This is a genomic window from Neorhizobium sp. BT27B, assembly GCF_050455485.1.
Classification (GTDB): Bacteria; Pseudomonadota; Alphaproteobacteria; order Rhizobiales; family Rhizobiaceae; genus Neorhizobium.
The window spans coordinates 134,485-155,520 of the sequence record NZ_JBCIYT010000005.1; the positions used below are offsets into that span (position 1 = coordinate 134,485).

Here is a 21,036-nt window from a genome sequence, read left to right on the forward strand (position 1 = left end):
TTGTCAAAATTTTTCGTCGCAACGCAGCATTTTTTTGAGGAACGGATGTCCGAAACTACAGATCACCGTGCGCGGATTGCCTCCATCGGCAAGGCCTTTACGGTGCTTTCGCTGTTTGGCCCGGAGACACCCGAGCTGCGGATCACGGATATAGCATCGCGCGCGGAGATGACGCGGTCCAGCGCCCAGAGGCTCGTTCACACACTGTTGAAAAGCGGGTGGCTGCGCCGGGATACTTCCGGAACGCTGCTGTCGCTGACCCACCGCGCCGTGGATCCGGCATTCGTCTACCTGTCATCGAACCAACTCCTCGAGCTGGTCTTGCCATTTGCGGTGGAACTCAATGCGCGAACGGCACTGAGCTGCGATCTTTGGCTCCGCGATGGCAATGACATGATCACACTGGCGCGAATTCCCTCCCCGGCATCATCGCTTGCACTCGCCCCCGTGGGAAGCCGCATCGGCCTTGCAGGCTCAGCACCCGGTCGCGCCCTGCTGTCGGCATTGACGGATGAGCAACTCAAACAGACCCTGCCGTTCGTCACGTCAGCGACGGGGGAAGATTATCCGCATTTTCTGAGCAAGCTCGCCGCAGAACGGAAGGCCGGTTATGCCTTCGATCCCGAAGGTGGAAGCAGCAACGGAAATACGATCGCAGCTTCGTTTTGTGGTGCGAACGGCGAGCCGATCGGCGCACTGACGCTCTCCGGTCTTCGGGATGAAACCGCAGCACAGGAGACAGCCACTCTGCTGCGCGACGCGATCGGTAACATCAACGCGACACGCATTGCCCCGATCACCCGGCCAACGACGATCGATCCCGGTTCGCGGGTCATACGGCCGCTGGAGATCGAAGACGACCCGCTGGAGATCGCCGCAGTCAGCAAGAGCATTCATCTCCTGCAGTTTTTCTATCCCGACACGCCTCTGCTGACACTGACGGAGCTTTCCAGGCGAACGGGCTTCCCTGTGCCAACGGTGCAGAGGATCACCGATACGCTGATCGAACTCGGCTACCTTGCGAAATACGAGCCCAAGCGCGCATACCATATCGCGATCCGGTCACTCGATCTTCTCAATCGATTTCAGATGACAAATGATCTTGTTCGTTCCGTCTGGCCAAGGTTGATCCGGTTCCGCGAGGAATGCGGGTTGAGATGTTCGTTCTGCATCCTCGACGGCACCGAGATCGTGCACCTTCTTCACGTACAAAGCAGACCGGATCCCGACTATCGAACAGTGTATCCCGGCCGACGTTTCCTTGCGGCATCATCTTCGGGGGGAAGGGCAATGTTGTCATGGCTGCCGGAAGAGGAAACCCGCGGCATTCTGGCAAACAGCACTATCGAGGCCTTCACGGCACACACGGTAACCGACAAGGACGCCATTTTCGCGGATATCCGAAGCGCCAGTGCCAGAGGTATTGCATTTACCGATCGACAGTCCGTGCGTGACGAGCTGAATGTTGCAGCCGCTGTCCGTGGGCCTGACGGGCGCCCACTTGGCGCAATCGTCGTATCGGCGCCAGCGCGGACGTGGACGATAGACAGGCTGGAGAAGGACGTGGTTCCCTCATTGCTGTCCCACAGCAGAAGTGGCCTGATGTATTGAGGGATATCCGGCGATTACCGATCCGGATGCCATGCACCGCCTGGGAGGCGGGGACAGATTTCAGACTAAGGTCAATGCATCCCTGAGGCCGCGACCTTCCCGATGCTGCAGGTCGAGATCCGCCTCGATGTGGTCGATGTGGTGCACCATCAAGGCAGCGGCACGATCGGCATCACCTTTTTCCAGGGCATCGAGCACCGCCGTATGTTCCGAATGACCACAGCTGGAAGCGCCGGAACGTCCATAAAGAGCAATGACCAGCGATGACCGCGCCACCAGTTCATCCATGAATTTTTCGAGGATGACGTTTCCCGCTGCAGATGCCAGCATCAGATGAAAATCGCCGGACGCCTTGATTTCAGCGCGACGCGCTGTCGGGCCGCGCTCATTCATATGGCGCGCTTCCTCATCCAGTTGCGCGCGGAACCTGGCGATATCGGCAGGCGTGATCCGTTCGATCGCCGCCGCGACAATCCCCGGCTCTATGAGCCTGCGGGATGCAAAGATCTGACGCGCTTCTTCCGGTGAAGGATTGGAAACGAAGGCGCCGCGGTTGCGCTCGGTCTTAACCAGCCCTTCGAAGGTGAGCATCTGCAGCGCGGCACGGGCCACGGTACGGCTTACATCGAACAGCGAGCCGACTTCCGCTTCCGACAGTTTTGTGCCGGGCGCAAGCCGCCGGTCGATGATGGCGTTGCGCAAAGCCTCGCGGATAGCCAGGGAGCGATCCTCCATACCGGCATCGGCAGAGATTGCAGTGTTCTCGAGCAGGGTCATAGGCGTTTATCCGGCATGGCCTCTTCTAACCCGCCTCCCCTTGCCTGCATAGTGTGATGTTTCGCAATCCCACCTCGACATTGCATACAATTTGACCACAAGATCGAAAACCATCGCCGCAAATTTGCTCATGCTCGGCGACTGACCCTGCTCATCTTCGAAAACTCCCTTTCGTTTCAGCGGTAAAACGAACTGGCACGGCCCCTGCATGGATAAATTGTCGCAGGAGAATGCCTATGAGCAAAGCCGCCGAAATAGACATCGTATCCGTCTCCAAGATCTATGGCGCCACCACGGCGGTCCATGAGATCAGTTTGAAGATACCGGCCGGAACCTATTGCTGCCTGCTCGGCCCATCCGGTTGCGGCAAGACCTCGACGCTGCGGATGATCGCCGGCCACGAGACGATCTCGACCGGCGATATCCGGCTCGGCAACACCGTCGTCACCGACTTATCCCCGGCAAGACGCGGCACGGCCATGATGTTCCAGTCCTACGCGCTGTTCCCGCATCTCGACCTGATCGACAATGTCGCCTTCTCGCTGAAGATGAAGGGCGTGCCGAAGGAAGAGCGCCGCAGCAAGGCGATGGAGATGCTGCGACTGATGCAGCTCGAAGCCTATGCGACGCGTCGTCCGGCCCAGCTTTCCGGCGGCCAGCAGCAGCGTGTGGCGCTGGCCCGCGCATTGATCACCGATCCGGAAGCGCTGTTGCTCGATGAGCCGCTTTCGGCGCTCGATCCGTTCCTGAAGATCCGCATGCGTGCGGAACTCAAAAAGCTGCAGACCTCGCTCGGCATCACTTTCGTGCATGTGACGCACAGCCAGGAAGAAGCAATGGCGCTGGCTGATATCATCGTCATCATGAATGACGGGCGCATCGAACAGGCCGCCCATCCGCGCACCGTGTTCGAACGCCCGGCAACGGCCTTCGTCGCAAAGTTCATGGGCGATCACAACGTAATCTCGGGCCGCGTCACCACCAGCACCAGCGATGACCTGATGATCTCGGTGCCGGCCGGCGGCGATTTTCTGGCCACGGGCCAGGGTAGCGCGGGCCTGAGCGAGATGGCGGATATCGCAATCCGCACGGACCGCGTGCGCGTTGGCCCGTCCTCGGAAAAAGGGCTGGGTTTCACCGGCTCGGTGTCCAATGTCGAATATCGCGGCGCTTCGGTGAAGCTTACCGTCAACGGCGCCGGTGTGGAGGATTTCACCGCCATCCTCAGCGACAAGGACTATTTCGCCAGCCCGGTGAAGGTTGGCGACGCCATTCCGCTGACCTGGGAGCGTGAGGATGCGCTCGTGCTGGGCCGGCTGAAGCACTGAAAGACAACAATAAACCTCAAGAGGAGAACTGACATGACCGAGACCAAGAAGACAGCCAAAGGCATTTCGCGCCGCTCGTTGCTGAAAACCGCGTCGGCTGCGGCGGGTCTTGCCGCCGGCTCGGGCGCCATCACCGGCTTCCCGACCATCTGGGCACAGAACCCGATCACGTTGCGCCAGTTCGGCACCGGCGTGTCGAACCTCAATGCGATCGCCGAAAAGTGCAAGGCCGACCTCGGCATCACGCTGGAAATGACCGCAACGGATTCAGATGCCGCCGCACAGCGCGCCGTCACCCAGCCGAAATCCTATGATATCGCCGATATCGAGTACTGGATCCTGAAGAAGGTCTATGCGGCCAATGTCATCCAGCCGATGGATGTGAAGAAGCTGAAATATTACGACAAGGTCGTGCCGTTGTTCAAGAACGGCAAGCTGAAGCCGGACAGCGTGATCGCGCAGGGCACCGCGCCGCACACGGTCGGCTTCGTCGGCAAGCCGGGCGACAAGACGTTCGCCAAGGAAGAGACCCAGTGGTTCACGATGATGCCGACGATCTACAATGCCGATACGCTCGGCATTCGTCCGGATCTCGTCGGCCGCGAGATCACCACCTGGGCCGATATCATGGACCCGAAATTCAAGGGCAAGACCTCGATCCTCAACATCCCGTCGATCGGCATCATGGATGCCGCGATGATCATGGAAGCGCTCGGCAACATCAAATATGCCGACAAGGGTAACATGACCAAGGAAGAGATCGACAAGACGATCGACTTCCTGATCAAGGCCAAGCAGGACGGCCAGTTCCGTGCGTTCTGGAAGTCGTTCGACGAGTCGGTCAACCTGATGTCGTCCGGCGAAGTCATCATCCAGTCGATGTGGTCGCCGGCCGTCGCCGCCGTCCGTTCCAAGGGCATCGCCTGCAAATACCAGCCGCTCAAGGAAGGTTATCGCTCGTGGGGCGGTGGTCTCGGTCTTGCAGCCCACCTGACCGGTGCACAGCTCGATGCCGCCTATGAATATATCAACTGGTACACGTCGGGCTGGGTCGGCGCCTATCTCAACCGCCAGGGCTATTATTCCGCCTGCATGGAAACCGCCAAGGAACACATGTCGGCCGACGAATGGGGCTACTGGATCGAAGGCAAGGCTGCGGCCGGCGACATCGTCGCGCCGGATGGCAAGGTCATGGAAAAGGCCGGCGCTATCCGTGATGGCGGCTCCTTCGAGGAGCGCATGGGCCATGTCGCATGCTGGAACTCGGTGATGGACGAAGACCGCTACATGGTTCGCCGCTGGAACGAGTTCATCGCGGCTTAAGGGAAAACCCCTCCCCACCCTCCCCACAAGGGGGAGGGCTTAACCCTGCCTGACCGCCGAACCTCACTTGAGGCAAAGCGAATGCCGCGGATTTTCTCCCCCCTTGTGGGGGAGATGGCCGGCAGGCCAGAGGGACCAAAAGCGAAGCCTTCCCGCGAGGAAAGGTTCAGATGCTCACGGGAGACGATGCAATGGCCACGATCACATCATCAGAAACCGGAAAAGTCGGACGTGTGCGAAACAGCGGCTTTCGCCTGCCGCTTGCCGTCATCTCCTATCTGCAGGCCATTCCGCTCACCCTGATCCTCGGCTTTTTCCTGCTCCTGCCGATCCTCATGATCACGGTCGTCAGCTTCTGGGACTATGATTTTGCCCAGATGTATCCGGATTTCCTGACGATGAACTACGAGGAAACCCTGGGTTCATGGGTGACCTGGAAAACCTATCTCAACACGCTGAAATTCGCCGTGCTGGTCTGGGCGATCACGCTCGTCATCGGCTTCTGGGTCGCCTATTTTCTGGCCTTCCATATCCGCACGACATCGATGCAGATGGTGCTGTTTCTCGTCTGCACCGTGCCCTTCCTGACATCCAATATCATCCGCATGATCTCGTGGATCCCGGTACTGGGGCGCAACGGCCTGATCAATTCGGCGCTGGTCAATTCCGGGCTGATTTCCAATCCGATAGAATGGCTGCTCTATTCGGATTTTGCGGTCGTGCTAGCCATGGTGCATCTCTACACGCTGTTCATGGTAACGCCGATCTTCAACACCCTGATGCGCATAGACAAATCACTGGTGGAAGCGGCGCGGGATGCCGGCGCATCCAGCTGGCAGATCCTCACCAATGTCATCATTCCGCTCGCTAAACCCGGCATGGCGATCGGCACGATCTTTGTCGTGACGCTGGTCATGGCCGATTTTTCGACGGTGCAGGTCATGTCCGGCGGGCAGAGTGCATCCGTAGCGCTGATGATGAAGAACCAGATGTCGCTGTTGCAATATCCGGCCGCAGCCGCAAACGCCGTGGTGCTGCTGGCACTGGTCCTCACGATGGTGGCGGGCATCCTGCGCGTCGTCGATATCCGCAAGGAGCTTTGAGATGCACCGCGAACCCCGCTCCCGCGAATTCTATCTTCTCGCGATCTTCTTCGCCGTCTTCGTGCTGTTCCTTTACGGGCCGCTTTCGGCAGTGCTGATCCTTTCCTTCCAGGGACCGAATGGCGGCCTCACCTTCCCGCTCAATGGCGTGTCCTTGCGCTGGTTCGCCAATCTGTTCGAAACGCAGGCAGTGGGCGACTTCGGCGGCTCGTTCAGGCGATCCGCCATGCTCGGCATCATGGTCATGCTGGTGACCGTCGCCGTCTCTCTGCTGGCGGGGCTTGCCTTCCGCCGCGGCTTTATCGGCGCAACAGCACTTTTCTATCTAGCGGTCGCCAGCCTCGTCGTGCCGTCGATCATCGTGTCCTTGGGCATCGGTGTGCTGTTCAACCAGCTTGGCCTGCAACCCGCCTGGTATTCCTCCGGTTTCGGCGCGCATCTGACATGGACCCTGCCTTTCGGCGTGCTGATCATGTTTGCCGTGTTCAACCGCTTCTCTCCGGCTTACGAGGAAGCGGCGCGCGACCTTGGCGCCTCGTCGTGGCAGACGTTTTCCAATGTCGTGCTGCCGATGATCGCGCCGAGCCTGATCGGCGTCGGCCTGTTCGGCTTCACGCTATCCTATGACGAATTCGCCCGCACACTGATGACATCCGGCTCGTTCAATACGCTGCCGCTCGAAATCTACGGCATGACCACCAATGTGACGACGCCGGTGCTCTATGCGCTCGGCACGGTAACGACCGTCTTTTCCTTCCTCGTGATCGCCGGCACGCTGGGGCTGATCGTCCACCTCAACCGCCGCCGCCTGAAATCGTAAAGCCAGACCATGCGCATCCTCGTCATCAATCCCAACACCACCGCCAGCATGACGGCAACGATTGCCGACTCGGCGCGCCGCGTCGCCGCTGCCGGCACCGAGATCGTTGCGGTCACATCGTCCATGGGCCCCGTCTCCATCGAAGGGTATTACGATGAGGTCTTTGCCATTCCAGGCCTCCTGAAGGCGATCGCCGAGGGCGAGAAGACCGGCATCGACGCCGTCGTGATTGCCTGTTTTGATGATACCGGGCTCGACGCCGCACGGGCGCTGGCAAATGTGCCGGTGATCGGCATCTGCGAAGCGGCAGTGTCTGCCACCGCGTTCATTGCGCAAAAATTCACTGTGGTGACAACGATGGAGCGTTCACGGTTGCCGCTCGAACATCTGGTGCATCGTTACGGCATGTCGTCGCGCTGCAAGGTCAGGGCCGCCGATATTCCTGTCCTTTCGCTCGAAGACCCGAACTCGAATGCCCGGGAGCGGCTGCGCAGCGAAATTGCGCTTGCCCTGAAAGAGGACCGGGCGGAGGCAATCGTGCTCGGCTGCGCCGGCATGGCGGATTTGACGGCAGAGTTGAGAGCAGAATTCGGCGTACCGGTGGTGGATGGCGTTGCCGCAGCGGTCAAGCAGGCGGAATCCCTCGTGACGATGGGGCTGACAACCGCCAAACGAGGCGCATATGCCACGCCGATCTCAAAACCTTATCAAGGGCTGATGGAAGCTTTCGAACCCGGAAGGCTAACGGAGGCATGACGACACCGATGATCCGCCCGCTTGATGCTCAGGAAGTGGGAAAACTGCTCGAATGGGCCGCAGATGAGGGCTGGAACCCCGGTCTCGCAGACGCACCGGCCTTCCTCGCCGCGGACCCCGAGGGTTTTCTGGGCTGTTTCATAGCCGATGAAATGGTCGCCGGGGTTTCCGCCGTGCGGTATGACAGCGATTTCGGGTTCATCGGGCTGTATATTACGCACCCGGATTTTCGCGGAAAAGGTTTTGGCCGGCGCGTCTGGGATGCAGGCATGGCGCATCTGGCGGGTCGAACGATCGGTCTGGATGGCGTGCCGCAACAACAATCCAACTATCGAACCATGGGTTTCTTACCCGCCTATGAAACATTTCGCTGGAGCGGACGCGTTCAGGGTGCTCATTCCGAGGACGTTGTTCGGGTTGGCGAAGATCTGCTCCCGCCCATTGTCGCTTACGACCGTCGCTTCTTCCCCGCCGGCCGGCAGACATTTCTGGCCGAATGGCTGAAACCGCCGAGAATAACCTTCGCCATACTGCGCAATGGCGCGATCAATGGTTTTGCGGTGTTGCGCAGATGTCAGGAAGGTTTTAAAATCGGGCCGCTTTTCGCCGAGAATTCGGCCGATGCCGAAAGCCTATTGGTCGTCTGCTCCGCGCAGGCGGGCGATGAAATGCTGCATATAGACGTTCCCGGCGCACAGCAGACATTCGCCGGTTTTCTGAAAAATCACGCCTTCACCAGAGGCTTTGTGACATCGCGCATGTATCGTGGTGCCCCGCCAGTGCTGGACGACCGAGGCGTATTCGGCATCACCACGCTGGAACTCGGCTAGTTTGCTTTTACACTTCAACGTCGGGCAACATGCCCGCTGATCTCGGCGCCGGCATTCGGGTGGAAGCGAAGATTCCAGATCGTGGCGGTAATCGAAATGAGCGTCACGACAATGAATGCCGTCGAAAAATCCGCGAGCCCCGGCTGGGAATTTCCACCAGCCGCCATCGAGCCGCGCAGCGCAAGGGCACCGATGCAGATACCCAGAGACAACATCAGCTGCTGAATTGTCGTGTAGAAGCTGGTGGCCGAACTCATCCGCTCCGGCGGTATCTCGTCATAAGCAATGGTGTTGTAGGCCGTGAACTGGAACGACATGAAAAATGCCCCCAATGTCATGACCAGGAACATCAGCCAGACAGGCCAATCCGGCCCGAACATGGCACAGATGCCATAACCGATCGTGCCCAGAACACCGTTGACCGCCAGACTGATGCGAAAACCCATATAGCGGTAAACCGGTTTCGCGAACGGCTTCATCAAAAGTGAGCCGATCGCGGTGGCAATGACCATCTGGCCCGCTGCGGCCGCTGAATAACCAAAACCGAGCTGAAACAACAAGGGCAGCAGAAAGGGCTGCGCCCCTTGTGTGATCCGGGTCAGCGATCCGGCGATGACGGAGGTGCCGAAACTCGGCACTTTCATCAGCGAAAAATCCATGATCGGTGCCGGATGCCTGCTGGCATGGCGCAGATAGGCCATGCCGAAAACACAGCCGGTCGCGATCAGCCCGATAGCCAGCCATCCCTCACCTTCATGACTACCAAGCTCGAAGCCAAACAGAAGTGCGCCCAACGAGACGCCTGAGATCAGGAACCCGACCCAGTCGAACCGGGTGATCGTTTCTCCCTTGAACTCCTGAATGTAGAGCGAAACGACAATCATTCCGACGATGCCGATCGGCACGTTGATGTAAAAGATCCAGCGCCAGTCGAGATAGGTGACGATCAGGCCGCCGATAGGTGGCCCGAGAATCGGCCCGACCAATGCCGGAATGAGAAGCCAGGAAATCGCACTCACCATATCCTTGCGCGCCACACTGCGCATCAGGACAAGGCGGCCGACCGGCATCATCATCGCCCCGCCGGCGCCCTGCAGCAGACGCGCCAGAACCAGCGTCGGCAGGCTTGGCGCCAGCGCACAGCAGATCGATCCGACGATGAAGACAAAAATGGCGGTACGGAAAACGGTTCGAGATCCGTAACGGTCGGCAATCCTGCCGCTTGCCGGAATGAAGATCGCAAGACTGAGAAGGTAGGATGTCAACGCGATCGACATTGCCGGCGCATCGACGCCAAAATCCCGTGCCATGGTCGGAAGCGCCGTCGCGAGAACCGTTGCATCGATGTTTTCCATCAGCATCGCACTGGCGACGATCATGGCAATGACGCGGAAATTCGCTACGGGACGGTCAACGTCTAACGACGAATAAGGCTGATCTGACATCAGGGAGAACGCACTCGGTCTTCTTGCGACCACGCGCGGCGGCCTGTCGGAATGATGGTTTGAATGCGGTCAGGAATGGAGGGCTCGGGCCGCAGGCGAATCTGATGAAAAATATGCTTACTCCTAAAGCGCGCATTTCCAAGGCCATTTGCCACACCAACTGGCGCGAAAAGTCACCTTTTAAGCGACATGCGGCCGCGTCGTGACGGCAGAGGGGTCAGCGTAGAGAAGAGTTGCCGGCATAACGGCGTGGCGCGCTCACCAGAGATTGCCGTGACTGGTGCGACGCATGGAAGAGGCGATCGAGCAGGTCATACCCTTGCGACCACCGACCGAACCCGCTCTCCACATTGATATGTCCTGCCGCGCCGATACTGACCAGCTCGCTTCCCCACAAAAGCGCCCGGCGCTGGGCTTCCGCGCCGCTCATGTAAGGATCATTCGAACTCGCCACGAGAATGCTGGGGAATGGCAGGACGCTCAGAGGCTCCGATCCAAATCCTGCCAGGCAGGGATGCATCATGGTTGCCGTATCGAGCGCGCACGGTGCGACCAGCAATGCCCCTTCGATCTTTCCAGCCAAAGGCCGATCCGCATAACTGGCGGCCAGAAGGCAACCAAGGCTGTGGGCAACAAGAAAGGCGCCGTCGGTCATCGACAGCGCCTCATCAAGCTTCTCATGCCAATCCGACAAGGTCGGACATGACCAGCTGTGCTGCTCGACGACCAAAGAGCCTGGACGGTCGCTCGCCCAGATCCTTTGCCAGTGCGCGTCGGAAGAACCGTTAAATCCGGGGAGAATAAGCGTTTGTGCCATTTCGCTTTTCCATGATCGTCTTCCTGATCTTAATCGAGCGATCGGCGCGGTCAGCGAAAGGCGGCCCAAAAACCATTACATTAGTAGATTATTTTTCTGACCTACCGGATGACAGTCAATCGACGGTTCCTGCCCGCCTCTATCGCTTTAGGAAAAGAAACGGTTCACCGGCCGTGGCAACCCAAGGTGCTGGCGCAAAGTCGTGCCCTCATACTCTTGGCGGAAAAGGCCGCGGCGCTGCAATTCAGGAACCAGCCGCCCGGTGACGTCGTCCAGCCCCTGCGGCAGGAAAGGAAATGCGATCGTAAATCCGTCCGCCGCCGACTGTTCCAGCCATTCCTGCATTTCGTCGGCAATGGTTTGCGGCGTGCCGACGAATGCGAGGCCGGCATAACCGCCATAGCGCTGCGCCAGTTGGCGGACCGTCAGGTTTTCCTGTTCGGCCAGACGCAGCACGGTTTCGCGACCCGACTTGCTTGCATTGCTTTCCGGAATTGCCGGCAGAGGACCGTCAGGATCGAAACCGGAGGCATCGTGGCCGAGCGCGATCGAAAGTGAGGCGATGGCGCTGTCATAATGAACGAGACTGTCGAGCTTGGCGCGCTTGGCCTTTGCCTCCTCGACGGTATCGCCGATGACGATGAAGGCAGCGGGCAGGATTTTCAGATGGTTGGGCGCCCGGCCGATCGCCGCCATGCGTCCCTTGATATCCGCATAGAGCGTCTTGGCCGCATCGATATCCCGCGGCGAGCAAAAGACCGCTTCGGCCGTTTCGGCTGCCAGCTGCCGGCCCGGTTCGGATTGCCCGGCCTGCACGATCACCGGCCATCCCTGCACCGGGCGAGCGATGTTGAGAGGGCCGCGCACCTGCAGTTCCTCGCCCTTGTGGGCAAGAACATGCATCTTTTCCGGATCGAAGAAGATGCCGCTCTCCTGATCCCGAATGAACGCGTCATCGGCAAAGCTGTCCCACAGGCCAGTCACCACATCATAGAATTCCCGCGCTCGACGATAGCGGTCGGCGTGTTCGACATGCTCGTCCATACCGAAATTGCGGGCGGCGTCCGGGTTGGAGGTGGTGACGATATTCCAGGCGGCACGACCATCGCTGATATGATCGAGTGAGGCAAAGCGGCGGGCCACATGATAGGGCTCGTCGAACGTCGTGGAAGCGGTCGCCGCCAATCCAATCTTTTCGGTTACCGCGGCAAGCGCCGAGAGGAGCGTGAACGGTTCGAAAGATGTGACCGTATGGCTGCGCTTGAGCGCTTCCGTCGGCATATTCAGCACCGCCAGATGGTCGGCCATGAAGAACGCGTCGAATTTGGCATCTTCCAGTTTTCTAACAAAAGACTTCAGGTGGGCGAAATTGAAATTCGCATCCGCGTAAGAGCCGGGATAACGCCAGGCCCCCGTATGCAGGCTGACGGGTCTCATGAATGCGGTAAGATGCAGCTTCTTGGACATGGTTGCTCTATGACGTGAGAGGAGAAGAGATACTGTTTCGACCGCAAATATTGTGCGCTGCGACGTTGACCATTTAGATGTTGGCGCGCATTTCGCCTTATGCAAGAGCGCCCCCTGCGTCGTCTTCCACAAAGGAAAAATCTTTTATTTCCAGCCGTTTCCTTAGAATTTGTGATGCGACCCAATGCCGTCATCCTATTATACGCGCAATATCAACCCATCACCGCACCGCCGACGTCCCTTTCAGAGCCGAAATTTTGCAATGCGGAATAACTCTGTCGCAGAGTCCGCTTTTAACAAAAGAAACATTCCCGGCAGCGTCGCAAAATAGAATAGTAAAGCCATGGGCAAACGTCACAAGTGAGTAGGCTCAGGTCATCCATCAACGCTGGAAATGACCATGACGCCTTACCGCAAAATTCTCGCCCTGAGCCTCGGCCTGCTCGCGGCCACCGCCCTACCAGCCCTGACCCGAGCAGCCGATGCGCCGGTAAAGGGTGGCACGCTGGTCTATCTGGAGCAGCAGGCGCACACCAACCTCTATTCGCCGGCCGGCGGTTTTTATCCGAATGGCGGCATTCTCAACCAGATCACCGACAAGCTGACCTATCAGAACCCGAAGACGCTGGAGATCGAGCCCTGGCTGGCTGAATCCTGGCAGATCAACGAGAATGCCACGGAATATACGTTCAAGCTGCGCTCGGGCATCACCTTCTCCGACGGCACGCCGGTGGATGCTGCCGTGATCGCCAAGAATTTCGATACCTACGGTCTTGGCGACAAGGCGCTCAAGAAGCCTATCTCGGAAGTGGTCAACAATTACGAGCGCAGCGAAGTCATTGATCCGCTGACCGTGAAATTCTATTTCAAGAAGCCATCGCCCGGCTTCCTGCAGGGCACCTCGGTGATCGGCTCCGGCATTGTATCGCTCTCCACGCTGGCACTGCCTTTCGAGCAGCTGGGTGACGCGACGAAGATCATCGGCTCAGGCCCGTTTGTCGTGGCCGCCGAAACGATCGGCAAGACGCTCGATCTGAAAGTCCGCGAGGATTACAAATGGGGTCCGGCCAAGCTGGAGCATCAGGGCCGCGCCTATCTCGACGAGATCAAGTACATCGTCACCGGTGAAGACAGCGTGCGTATCGGCGCGCTGCTGGCCGGCCAGGCCGATTTCATCCGCCAGATCCAGGCCTATGACGAAGGCCAGGTGGAAGCCCAGAGCTTTACCATCTACGCGCCGGGCACGCGCGGCATGAACAATTCCATCGCCTTCCGTCCGGACAACCCGCTCCTTGCCGACGTCAAGGTGCGCAAGGCCCTGTCGCTTGCCGTCAATCGCGACGAGATCATTTCGACGATCTTCTCCAAGAACTATCCGAAGGCAACCTCCGTCCTCGCGTCCACTGCGATCGGTTACGTGCCGCAGACCGACAAGCTGGAATTCGACCTTGAAAAGGCAGAGGCGCTGCTGGACGAAGCGGGCTTCAAGGCGGGCTCCGACGGCATCCGCGAAAAGGATGGCCAGAAGCTGGTGCTGACGGCGTATGCATCGCTGCCGCAGCCGCAGAGCCAGGCCGTGTTGCAGCTGATCGCGCAGCAGTGGTCGAAGATCGGTGTAAAATTCAACGTTCTGGCCGGTGATGCCGGCAGCAAGGTCGTCGATGAACTCGACCCGCTGAAGACGCCGATTGCAGTCGCCATGGTCGGCCGCGCCGATCCCGATGTGGTGAAAAGCCTCTATTACCCGACGCTGCGCAACCAGCTGCTGCAGCAGGGCGGCACCAGCGACAAGGTGAAAACCTTCTCCGACGCCAAGCTGAACGCCATCCTCGACGAGATCGCCTCCCAGCCGGATCGTGAAAAGCGCCTGAAGGCGGTTGCCGATGCGCAGGCTTACGTTCTCGATCAGGCCTATGCCGTGCCGATCTTCGAAGAGCCGCAGGCCTTTGCCGGCGCGCCTTATGTCAAGGGCATCGCTTTTGAAGCGGTTGGACGCCCGTCCTTCTACAGCACCTGGCTCGACAAGTAAGAAGCAAGGGGATGGCCGCCTGAAGGCTGGCCGTCCCGCCCTTTCCCGGAGAGACCCATATGTCACGCTACGTCGTCGGACGGATAGGACAGGCACTGCTCGTCCTGTGGGCAGCTTTCACGCTGTCCTTCATACTTTTGCAGGCCATGCCCGGCGATGCGGTGCTGATCAAGTTCCTCAACCCCGAATTCGGCCTCAGCGCCGACCAGATCCGGGAAATTCGCGCCGCCTATGCGATCGATTCCGGGCTTCTGGTCCAATATGCCAACACATTCGCAAACTTCCTGCAGGGCGATTTCGGATATTCCATGCAGGCCGGCGTGCCGGTCTCTGCACAGCTGGCGACCAACCTGCCGCCGACGCTGAAACTGGCCGGCCTCGGATTTCTGGCGGCAACCATTCTCGCCGTCTTCATTGCCTTCCTCTCCACCATGGCGCCTTTCGCCTGGCTCAAGAACCTCATCCAATCGCTGCCGTCACTGTTCATCTCGGTGCCGGTCTTCTGGCTGGCGATCATGCTGATCCAGATCTTTTCCTTCCGCCTGAAGCTGGTCTCGGTGATCAATCCCGGCCCTTGGGAAAGCGTCGTGCTGCCGGTCGCAACGCTGGCGGTCCCGATCGCCGCGCCGCTGGCGCAGATCCTCATCCGCAATATCGACGAGATCCGCACCCGCCCCTTCGTGCCTGTCGCGCGTGCCAAGGGCGCCAGTGAAATCGGCATCCTGTGGCGGCATGTCGCCCGCAACGCCATCCTGCCGGTCCTGACCATTGCCGGTGTGCTGTTCGGTGAGCTTCTGGCCGGCGCCGTCGTCACCGAAACCGTTTTTGGCCTCAACGGCATCGGCGGCCTCACCGAAAAGGCCGTCAGCAATCAGGACCTTTCTGTTCTGCAGGCCGTCGTCGTCATCTCGGCCGCCGCCTTCGTCACCATCAACCTTGCCGTCGATCTGGCCTATCCGCTGCTCGATCCGCGCCTCAGAACCCGGAACGGAGCCACGGCATGACCACCGCAGACACATTTTCCGATCTCGACACCGGCAAGCGATCGAAACGTGCAGGAACCTCCCGCAGCCTCGCGTCGATCCTTCTCAACTTTCCCTATGGTCTGGCGCTGGCATGGCTGGTGATCGCCACCGTGCTGCTGTGGACGCTCGTCCCCGGCCTGTTCACCGCCTACGATCCGTTGCAGGGCGTGCCCGGCGGCCAGCTGAAAGCGCCATCCGCCGCCCATCTGCTCGGCACGGATTCGCTCGGTCGTGACCTGTTTTCGCGCATCGTGCATGGCGCCGTGCATTCGCTTTCGGGCGCCATTGCCGCCGTCGGCGTCGGCCTCGTCGTTGGTACGGGGCTCGGGCTTTTCGCAGGCTCGGTGCGCGGCCGGGTGGACGAAATCATCATGCGTTTCGTCGATGTGCTGCTGTCGATCCCGACACTGCTCCTGTCGCTCAGCATCATCATCCTTCTCGGCTTTGGCACGATCAACGCCGCCATTGCGGTCGGTGCCACCGCGATCGCCGGTTTCGCCCGCCTGATGCGCTCCGAGGTGGTGCGCGTCCGCAATGCCGAATTCGTAGAAGCCGCCTTCGGCTCCGGCGGCACGTTCGGCAAGGTTCTGTGGCGGCACATTCTGCCCAACTCGCTGACCTCGGTCGTCGCCTACACGGCCGTGCAGTTTGGCTGGGCGATCCTGCAGATCTCGACGCTCGGTTTTCTCGGTTATGGCGCGCCACCGCCGACACCGGAATGGGGCCTGCTGATCGCCGAGGGCCGCAACTATCTGGCCACCGCATGGTGGCTGACGGCAGCCCCCGGCCTCGTCGTTGTCGCCGTCGTGCTGTCGGCCAATCGCATCAGCCAGTCTATCGGCAAGACCAATGGAAGGAGCGCATGATGAGCGCATCCGACAAACCCGTTCTCGAGGTCCGCGACCTCAACGTCTCCTACAGCCAGAGAGACATCCGCTCCACCGTGGTGCATGGCGTCTCCTTCTCCGTCAATGCCGGCGAAGTGGTCGCCCTGGTCGGTGAAAGCGGCTCAGGCAAAACCTCAACCGCGCAGGCCGTCATCGGTCTTCTGGCCGAAAACGGCCGCATCGAAAGCGGAGCGATCGTTCTCAACGGCGAGGATATTTCGCGCTGGAGCAATGCGCGGCTGCGCAACATTCGCGGCGCCGTCGTCAGCCTCGTGCCGCAGGACCCCGGCAATTCGCTCAATCCGGTCGCGACGATCGGCGAGCAGGTGCGGGAAATCCTCAGCATCCACGGTCGCATCAGCCGACGCGAGGCCGATCGCCGTGTCATCGAACTGTTGACGCATGTCGGCCTGTCCGAACCCGAATTGCGCGCCAAACAATATCCGCACGAGCTTTCCGGCGGCATGAAACAGCGCGTGCTGATTGCCATCGCCATTGCGCTGCGGCCGGCGCTGATTATCGCCGACGAGCCCACTTCGGCGCTCGACGTTACCGTGCAGCGCCGCATCCTCGATCTGATCGACGATTTGCGCCGGCAATACGGCACCGCGGTCCTCCTCGTCACCCACGATCTCGGTGTTGCAGCCGACCGCTCCGACAAAATCATCGTGCTGCAGGGCGGACGCATTCAGGAACAGGGCAAGACCGCCGATGTGCTGGCGGCCCCGCAAAGCGCCTATACCAGAAAGCTGCTGTCCGATGCCCCGTCTCTGGCAGCGGCGAAACCGCGCGCACCGATCGAGCCGGGCCGTCCGGCGGCGCTGACCATCAGCAATCTGGTGCAGGATTTCAATCTGCCGTCGGGCAAGACGTTTCGCGCCGTCGACGATATCTCCTTCACCGTGCCGCGCGGCACCACCCACGCGGTCGTCGGCGAATCCGGTTCCGGCAAGACCACGACGATCCGCGCGATTGCCGGTTTCCAGAAACCGACAGGCGGCCAGATCCGCATCGGCGATTTCGATGTCGGCAGCCTGAATTCGAAGGATCTGCGGCAGTTCCGTCGCAAGGTACAGCTCGTCTACCAGAACCCGTGGGCATCGCTCGATCCACGCCAGACGGTGCGGGCCATCATCGAGGAACCGCTTTTGAATTTCGAGCCGGTTGCCCGCGAGGAACGTGACCGTCGTGTGGCTGCGATCGCCGATCGCGTCGGCCTGCCGACGACCCTTCTGTCACGACTGCCGCACGCGCTTTCCGGCGGCCAGCGGCAGCGCGTGGCAATCGCCCGCGCTCTGGTTCTGGAACCGGAAGTGGTCGTTCTCGACGAAGCGGTTTCGGCCCTCGATGTCACCGTGCAGGCGCAGATCCTCGATCTTCTCGCCGAACTGCAGCGCGACCTTGGCCTCACTTACGTGTTCGTTTCGCACGACCTCGCCGTGGTGCGCCAGATCGCCGACACCGTCTCCGTGCTGCACAACGGCCGTCAGGTCGATTACGGCACGGTCGAGCAGGTCTTTTCAGCCGCCTCCAGCGACTACACGCGCGAGCTTATCGACGCCATTCCCGGCGCGAAATTTCCGCATGCCGACATTTCGCGACATGCTTTTTCAGCAGGACCATTGTCATGACAAACACCATTGCCAAAAAACGCCTGGGCTTTTTCACACGCCTTCTCGATGACGTGCCGGCCGGCGAACGCTATCGCCTCGCGGCTGAACAGATCATCCATGCCGAAGAAAACGGTTTCGACAGCGCCTGGATTGCCCAACACCATTTTCACGCCGACGAAGGCGGCCTCCCCGCGCCCGCGGTTTTCCTCGCGCATGTGGCGGCTCGCACCTCCAGAATTCGCCTCGGTACCGGTGTCATCACGCTGCCGATGGAAAATGCCATTCGCGCCGCCGAAGACACCGCCGTGCTCGACCTTTTGTCGAACGGACGTCTCGAAGTTGGCTTCGGCACCGGCGGCACACGCGAATCCTTTGACGCTTTTGGCATCGATTCCGATCGGCGCGGCGAGGTTTATGCCGAAAATCTGGCGATCGTGCGCGATGCCTGGGCCGGCAAGGCCTTCAAGGCTGGCAACGTGCTTTATCCAGATGCCCCGCACCTGCTCGACCGCGTCTGGCTGGCCACCTTCTCCGCCAATGGTGCCCGCCTGGCAGGCCTCAGCGGCGACGGACTGATGCTCTCGCGCACCCAGCCCCGCCCCGCCGACAAGCCGGATGCGACACTGGACGAAATCCAGAACCCGATCATCGACGCCTATCTTTCAGGGCTGCCGGAAGGCCGTGCTCCCCGTATTCTCGGTTCGCGCAGCCTGTTCGTCGCCGACGACCGCAAGCGCGCGCTGGCCTTTGCCGAAACCGGCCTGCGTCGCGTTGCCGACCGTTTTGCGGCAGCAGGCCACCGTATTCCGGGCGAGACCGTCGAGGATCTCATTAAGGCGCTCGATAGCCATGTCGGCACGCCGGACGACGTGATCGCCTCGCTGAAGGCCGACACCGCGCTCGCCCGCTCCACCGACATCGTTTTCCAGGTCCATTCCATCGATCCGCCGCATGCGGAAATCCTCCGCTCGATAGAGCTGATCGCGGCCGAAGTCGCCCCCAAGCTCGGCTGGGATCGCTCTTCCGAACCCCGCCTTGTCGCTGCCCAGTAACAGAGAAAAGACTGTCATGACCGATACGATCGACATCATCGACCATCTGGTCGGCGTTACGCCGGATTCGAAGGCCGAAGGCCTGCGCGCCCGCCGCCCCATCACTCGCGAACATGCCCAGAAAAGCTGGCTTGCCTTGTTCGAGCCGGCCGATGTGAGCCAGGTCTCTCTTGCGGAGCGCTTTGCGGTTGCGACATTCGTCGCTCTTCTGCATGGGCAGACGGACATCGCCGACTTCTACGCAGGAAAACTGGCAAGCCTGGACAATGGCACCACGCTCCTCTCAACCGTCAAGGGACTGGCCGAGCTGAACGGCGCCAACGGCCCTTATGGCCATTATCCGGCAGGCCCGCTGAGCTCCGAAAACAAAGATGGCCCGGCTCTGAACATCACCCCTGCCGATCGTGATGTGCTTGGCGAGAAGCTGGCGGCGGCACTTTACCATGCGCACCTGCTGGTGTTCCGTCCGCGCGAGGCAAGCCCGGCCGCGTTGCAGGCACTGCTTTCCGCCGGCTGGAGCACGACCGGCATCGTCACGCTGTCGCAGCTCGTGTCCTTCCTTGCCTTCCAGATCCGCGTCGTCGCGGGCCTGAAGACGCTCGCCGCAGCCTGACGGAGTTTCTTGACATGACCGATACCGTTATTGAACCAACCATCGAAAATCCGCCCGTCGCCTTCACGCAGGAGCATATTGGCTGGACCGCGTGGCTACCGCCACTTACCGAAGACGAGCTGACCGACCGCCACTATGAAGCGCTGGTCGACAAGGCGCGCGCCAAGAACGGCTATTTCGCATTGCTGGTGCGCGATCCAGACATTCTGGAAGCGCGCACCAAGACCGACAACGACATCTTCTACAACACCAAGGACGGCCTGCCGCGTGCCGAACGCGAACTGGCGGCCACCGCCGCCTCGCGCCTTAACGGCTGCATTCTGTGCGCGTCAGTGCATTCCCGTTTCGCCTCGCAATATTCGAAGCGCACCGAAGACGTTCAGAACCTTCTGGACGACGGCGTTTCAACAGATCTGGGCGAACGCTGGAACGCAATCGTTGCGGCCTCGGTCGCGCTCAGCGCCACCCCGCCTGCTTTCGGAAGCGAGCATGTGAAACGCCTGCGTGACGCAGGTCTTGCCGACGAGGAGATTTCCGACGTCGTTCACGGCGCCTCCTTCTTCAACTGGGCGAACCGCCTGATGCTTTCGCTCGGCGAGCCGACACCTGCCGCCTGACCGACCGAGGAAAACACCCATGACGCATCCCGTTCTTGGCGTGGATCACACCTATCTTCTGGTCCATGATCTCGATGCCAGCGCCGAACTCTATCGACGGCTCGGCTTCACGCTGTCTCCACGCGGGCTGCACAGCCCGCAAAAGGGAACGGCCAATTACACGATCATCTTCACCGATGATTATCTCGAACTGCTCGGGGTGGTGAGCGAAACCGAGTTCAACATCCCGCAGCGGCAAAGTCTGGCAAGCCACGGCGAAGGACTGCAGGCGATCGCCAACCGCACAGCAAGCGCGGATGCCGCCAAACCGGCGCTGGATGCACTTGGGCTCAAAACGGGCGATGTCAGCGCCTTTTCCCGCCCGCTCCCCTTGCCCGGTGGTGGCGAAGGCATAGCCAGTTTCCGGACACTGACCTTTGATCCGCAGGAAGTGCCGCTGGGGCATTTCTTCCTCTGCCAGCACGAAACCCGCGACATGGTGTGGCGACCTGAACTGCAGCAGCATGCCAATGGTGCGGTAGCACTTGGCGGCATCGTCGGTATCAGCGAGACACCACGAAAGACCGCAGAAACCTATGCGCGGTTCTATGCGGCAGGTGAGGTGAGCGAGGCAGAAGGTGGTTATCGCGTGATAACCGGCGAAAACTCGGCACCGCTTCTGTTCCTCGACAGGGCGGCTGCGCAGAAACTCTTTCCGGGCATCGATATTTCAGGCACGCCGGCCAACGGTTTTGCCGGACTTCGCATCAAGGTCCGCGACCTCACGCGAACGAAGGACGTGCTCCTCAATCACGGTGTTCCGTTCGAGACGACACCGCGCGGCGGCATTGCCGTGAAACCGCATGATGCCAGCGGCACGATCATAGAGTTTTCCGAAAACTAGGGAGATAGCCACGGCGGTGACGGATGCGCTCGCCGGCGCG

Annotated in this window: 19 protein-coding genes; 15 read left to right on the forward strand and 4 right to left on the reverse strand. The window is 60.3% G+C overall.

Translation table 11 applies throughout. The features are described 5' to 3' along the window. Positions 1-45 precede the first annotated feature (45 nt). The gene (locus AAIH70_RS15015) at positions 46-1,611 is read left to right on the forward strand and encodes an IclR family transcriptional regulator (RefSeq protein ID WP_132274033.1); all 1,566 of its coding nucleotides are present in this window, start codon (positions 46-48) and stop codon (positions 1,609-1,611) included. A 60-nt stretch (positions 1,612-1,671) separates the two neighbouring features. On the opposite strand, the gene AAIH70_RS15020 is transcribed toward AAIH70_RS15015, so the two are convergent. Beyond that, entirely contained in the window at positions 1,672-2,388 is a 717-nt protein-coding gene (locus tag AAIH70_RS15020) for a GntR family transcriptional regulator (RefSeq protein ID WP_132274036.1), read from the reverse strand. 236 nt (positions 2,389-2,624) lie between these two features. Here AAIH70_RS15020 and AAIH70_RS15025 point away from each other — a divergent pair, with 236 nt between their 5' ends. From AAIH70_RS15025 to AAIH70_RS15050, 6 genes are all read left to right on the forward strand, one after another. Then, the gene (locus AAIH70_RS15025) at positions 2,625-3,716 is read left to right on the forward strand and encodes an ABC transporter ATP-binding protein (RefSeq protein WP_132274039.1); all 1,092 of its coding nucleotides are present in this window, start codon (positions 2,625-2,627) and stop codon (positions 3,714-3,716) included. Between the two features lie 33 nt (positions 3,717-3,749). Then, complete coding sequence (locus AAIH70_RS15030) at positions 3,750-5,039, forward strand: ABC transporter substrate-binding protein (protein WP_132274042.1); 1,290 nt, start codon at positions 3,750-3,752, stop codon at positions 5,037-5,039. Between the two features lie 191 nt (positions 5,040-5,230). After that, positions 5,231-6,142, forward strand: a complete 912-nt coding sequence (locus AAIH70_RS15035) for an ABC transporter permease (RefSeq protein WP_132274044.1) — start codon at positions 5,231-5,233, stop codon at positions 6,140-6,142. Position 6,143: 1 nt separating this feature from the next. Continuing rightward, entirely contained in the window at positions 6,144-6,962 is an 819-nt protein-coding gene (locus AAIH70_RS15040; RefSeq protein WP_132274047.1) for an ABC transporter permease, read from the forward strand. Positions 6,963-6,971: 9 nt separating this feature from the next. Further along, positions 6,972-7,718, forward strand: coding sequence for an aspartate/glutamate racemase family protein (locus tag AAIH70_RS15045; protein ID WP_132274050.1), 747 nt, complete (start codon positions 6,972-6,974; stop codon positions 7,716-7,718). Continuing rightward, positions 7,715-8,548, forward strand: a complete 834-nt coding sequence (locus AAIH70_RS15050; RefSeq protein ID WP_132274053.1) for a GNAT family N-acetyltransferase — start codon at positions 7,715-7,717, stop codon at positions 8,546-8,548. The genes AAIH70_RS15045 and AAIH70_RS15050 overlap by 4 nt, the downstream gene beginning before the upstream one ends. Positions 8,549-8,562: 14 nt before the next feature. Here AAIH70_RS15050 and AAIH70_RS15055 read toward each other — a convergent pair whose 3' ends face one another. The 3 genes from AAIH70_RS15055 to AAIH70_RS15065 form a co-directional block, all read right to left on the reverse strand. After that, positions 8,563-9,993, reverse strand: coding sequence for an MFS transporter (locus AAIH70_RS15055; RefSeq protein WP_132274056.1), 1,431 nt, complete (start codon positions 9,991-9,993; stop codon positions 8,563-8,565). A gap of 217 nt (positions 9,994-10,210) precedes the next feature. Beyond that, positions 10,211-10,879, reverse strand: a complete 669-nt coding sequence (locus tag AAIH70_RS15060; protein ID WP_430034535.1) for an RBBP9/YdeN family alpha/beta hydrolase — start codon at positions 10,877-10,879, stop codon at positions 10,211-10,213. Between the two features lie 78 nt (positions 10,880-10,957). Beyond that, positions 10,958-12,277, reverse strand: coding sequence for an LLM class flavin-dependent oxidoreductase (locus AAIH70_RS15065; protein WP_132274061.1), 1,320 nt, complete (start codon positions 12,275-12,277; stop codon positions 10,958-10,960). 400 nt (positions 12,278-12,677) lie between these two features. Here AAIH70_RS15065 and AAIH70_RS15070 point away from each other — a divergent pair, with 400 nt between their 5' ends. Genes AAIH70_RS15070 through AAIH70_RS15105 form a run of 8 tightly spaced genes read left to right on the forward strand, consistent with a single transcriptional unit; the run spans position 12,678 to position 20,996 of the window. Next, a complete protein-coding gene (locus AAIH70_RS15070) occupies positions 12,678-14,306 on the forward strand; it encodes a TIGR04028 family ABC transporter substrate-binding protein (RefSeq protein WP_132274064.1) in 1,629 nt (542 codons plus the stop codon). Positions 14,307-14,365: 59 nt separating this feature from the next. Continuing rightward, entirely contained in the window at positions 14,366-15,310 is a 945-nt protein-coding gene (locus AAIH70_RS15075; protein ID WP_132274067.1) for an ABC transporter permease, read from the forward strand. After that, entirely contained in the window at positions 15,307-16,197 is an 891-nt protein-coding gene (locus tag AAIH70_RS15080) for an ABC transporter permease (protein WP_132274069.1), read from the forward strand. Before AAIH70_RS15075 ends, AAIH70_RS15080 begins: the two co-directional genes overlap by 4 nt. After that, positions 16,197-17,849 (forward strand): dipeptide ABC transporter ATP-binding protein, encoded by a 1,653-nt coding sequence (locus AAIH70_RS15085; protein WP_132274072.1) that lies wholly within the window; start codon positions 16,197-16,199, stop codon positions 17,847-17,849. Before AAIH70_RS15080 ends, AAIH70_RS15085 begins: the two co-directional genes overlap by 1 nt. Further along, positions 17,846-18,883 (forward strand): putative FMN-dependent luciferase-like monooxygenase, encoded by a 1,038-nt coding sequence (locus tag AAIH70_RS15090; RefSeq protein ID WP_132274075.1) that lies wholly within the window; start codon positions 17,846-17,848, stop codon positions 18,881-18,883. The genes AAIH70_RS15085 and AAIH70_RS15090 overlap by 4 nt, the downstream gene beginning before the upstream one ends. 16 nt (positions 18,884-18,899) lie before the next feature. After that, positions 18,900-19,496, forward strand: a complete 597-nt coding sequence (locus AAIH70_RS15095; protein ID WP_132274078.1) for a CMD domain protein — start codon at positions 18,900-18,902, stop codon at positions 19,494-19,496. Between the two features lie 14 nt (positions 19,497-19,510). After that, positions 19,511-20,113, forward strand: a complete 603-nt coding sequence (locus AAIH70_RS15100) for an alkylhydroperoxidase domain protein (RefSeq protein ID WP_430034539.1) — start codon at positions 19,511-19,513, stop codon at positions 20,111-20,113. Positions 20,114-20,132: 19 nt separating this feature from the next. Next, positions 20,133-20,996 carry a VOC family protein gene (locus AAIH70_RS15105; RefSeq protein WP_132274083.1) on the forward strand — a complete coding sequence of 288 codons (864 nt, stop codon included), beginning with the start codon at positions 20,133-20,135 and terminating at the stop codon, positions 20,994-20,996. Positions 20,997-21,036: the final 40 nt, after the last annotated feature.

What these genes read in the sequence shown, in the direction of transcription:
- AAIH70_RS15015 (WP_132274033.1), top strand. Translation starts at nt 46, where the DNA reads ATGTCCGAAACTACAGATCACCGTGCGCGGATTGCCTCCATCGGCAAG.
- AAIH70_RS15020 (WP_132274036.1), bottom strand. Translation starts at nt 2,388, where the DNA reads ATGACCCTGCTCGAGAACACTGCAATCTCTGCCGATGCCGGTATGGAG.
- AAIH70_RS15025 (WP_132274039.1), top strand. Translation starts at nt 2,625, where the DNA reads ATGAGCAAAGCCGCCGAAATAGACATCGTATCCGTCTCCAAGATCTAT.
- AAIH70_RS15030 (WP_132274042.1), top strand. Translation starts at nt 3,750, where the DNA reads ATGACCGAGACCAAGAAGACAGCCAAAGGCATTTCGCGCCGCTCGTTG.
- AAIH70_RS15035 (WP_132274044.1), top strand. Translation starts at nt 5,231, where the DNA reads ATGGCCACGATCACATCATCAGAAACCGGAAAAGTCGGACGTGTGCGA.
- AAIH70_RS15040 (WP_132274047.1), top strand. Translation starts at nt 6,144, where the DNA reads ATGCACCGCGAACCCCGCTCCCGCGAATTCTATCTTCTCGCGATCTTC.
- AAIH70_RS15045 (WP_132274050.1), top strand. Translation starts at nt 6,972, where the DNA reads ATGCGCATCCTCGTCATCAATCCCAACACCACCGCCAGCATGACGGCA.
- AAIH70_RS15050 (WP_132274053.1), top strand. Translation starts at nt 7,715, where the DNA reads ATGACGACACCGATGATCCGCCCGCTTGATGCTCAGGAAGTGGGAAAA.
- AAIH70_RS15055 (WP_132274056.1), bottom strand. Translation starts at nt 9,993, where the DNA reads ATGTCAGATCAGCCTTATTCGTCGTTAGACGTTGACCGTCCCGTAGCG.
- AAIH70_RS15065 (WP_132274061.1), bottom strand. Translation starts at nt 12,277, where the DNA reads ATGTCCAAGAAGCTGCATCTTACCGCATTCATGAGACCCGTCAGCCTG.
- AAIH70_RS15070 (WP_132274064.1), top strand. Translation starts at nt 12,678, where the DNA reads ATGACGCCTTACCGCAAAATTCTCGCCCTGAGCCTCGGCCTGCTCGCG.
- AAIH70_RS15075 (WP_132274067.1), top strand. Translation starts at nt 14,366, where the DNA reads ATGTCACGCTACGTCGTCGGACGGATAGGACAGGCACTGCTCGTCCTG.
- AAIH70_RS15080 (WP_132274069.1), top strand. Translation starts at nt 15,307, where the DNA reads ATGACCACCGCAGACACATTTTCCGATCTCGACACCGGCAAGCGATCG.
- AAIH70_RS15085 (WP_132274072.1), top strand. Translation starts at nt 16,197, where the DNA reads ATGAGCGCATCCGACAAACCCGTTCTCGAGGTCCGCGACCTCAACGTC.
- AAIH70_RS15090 (WP_132274075.1), top strand. Translation starts at nt 17,846, where the DNA reads ATGACAAACACCATTGCCAAAAAACGCCTGGGCTTTTTCACACGCCTT.
- AAIH70_RS15095 (WP_132274078.1), top strand. Translation starts at nt 18,900, where the DNA reads ATGACCGATACGATCGACATCATCGACCATCTGGTCGGCGTTACGCCG.
- AAIH70_RS15100 (WP_430034539.1), top strand. Translation starts at nt 19,511, where the DNA reads ATGACCGATACCGTTATTGAACCAACCATCGAAAATCCGCCCGTCGCC.
- AAIH70_RS15105 (WP_132274083.1), top strand. Translation starts at nt 20,133, where the DNA reads ATGACGCATCCCGTTCTTGGCGTGGATCACACCTATCTTCTGGTCCAT.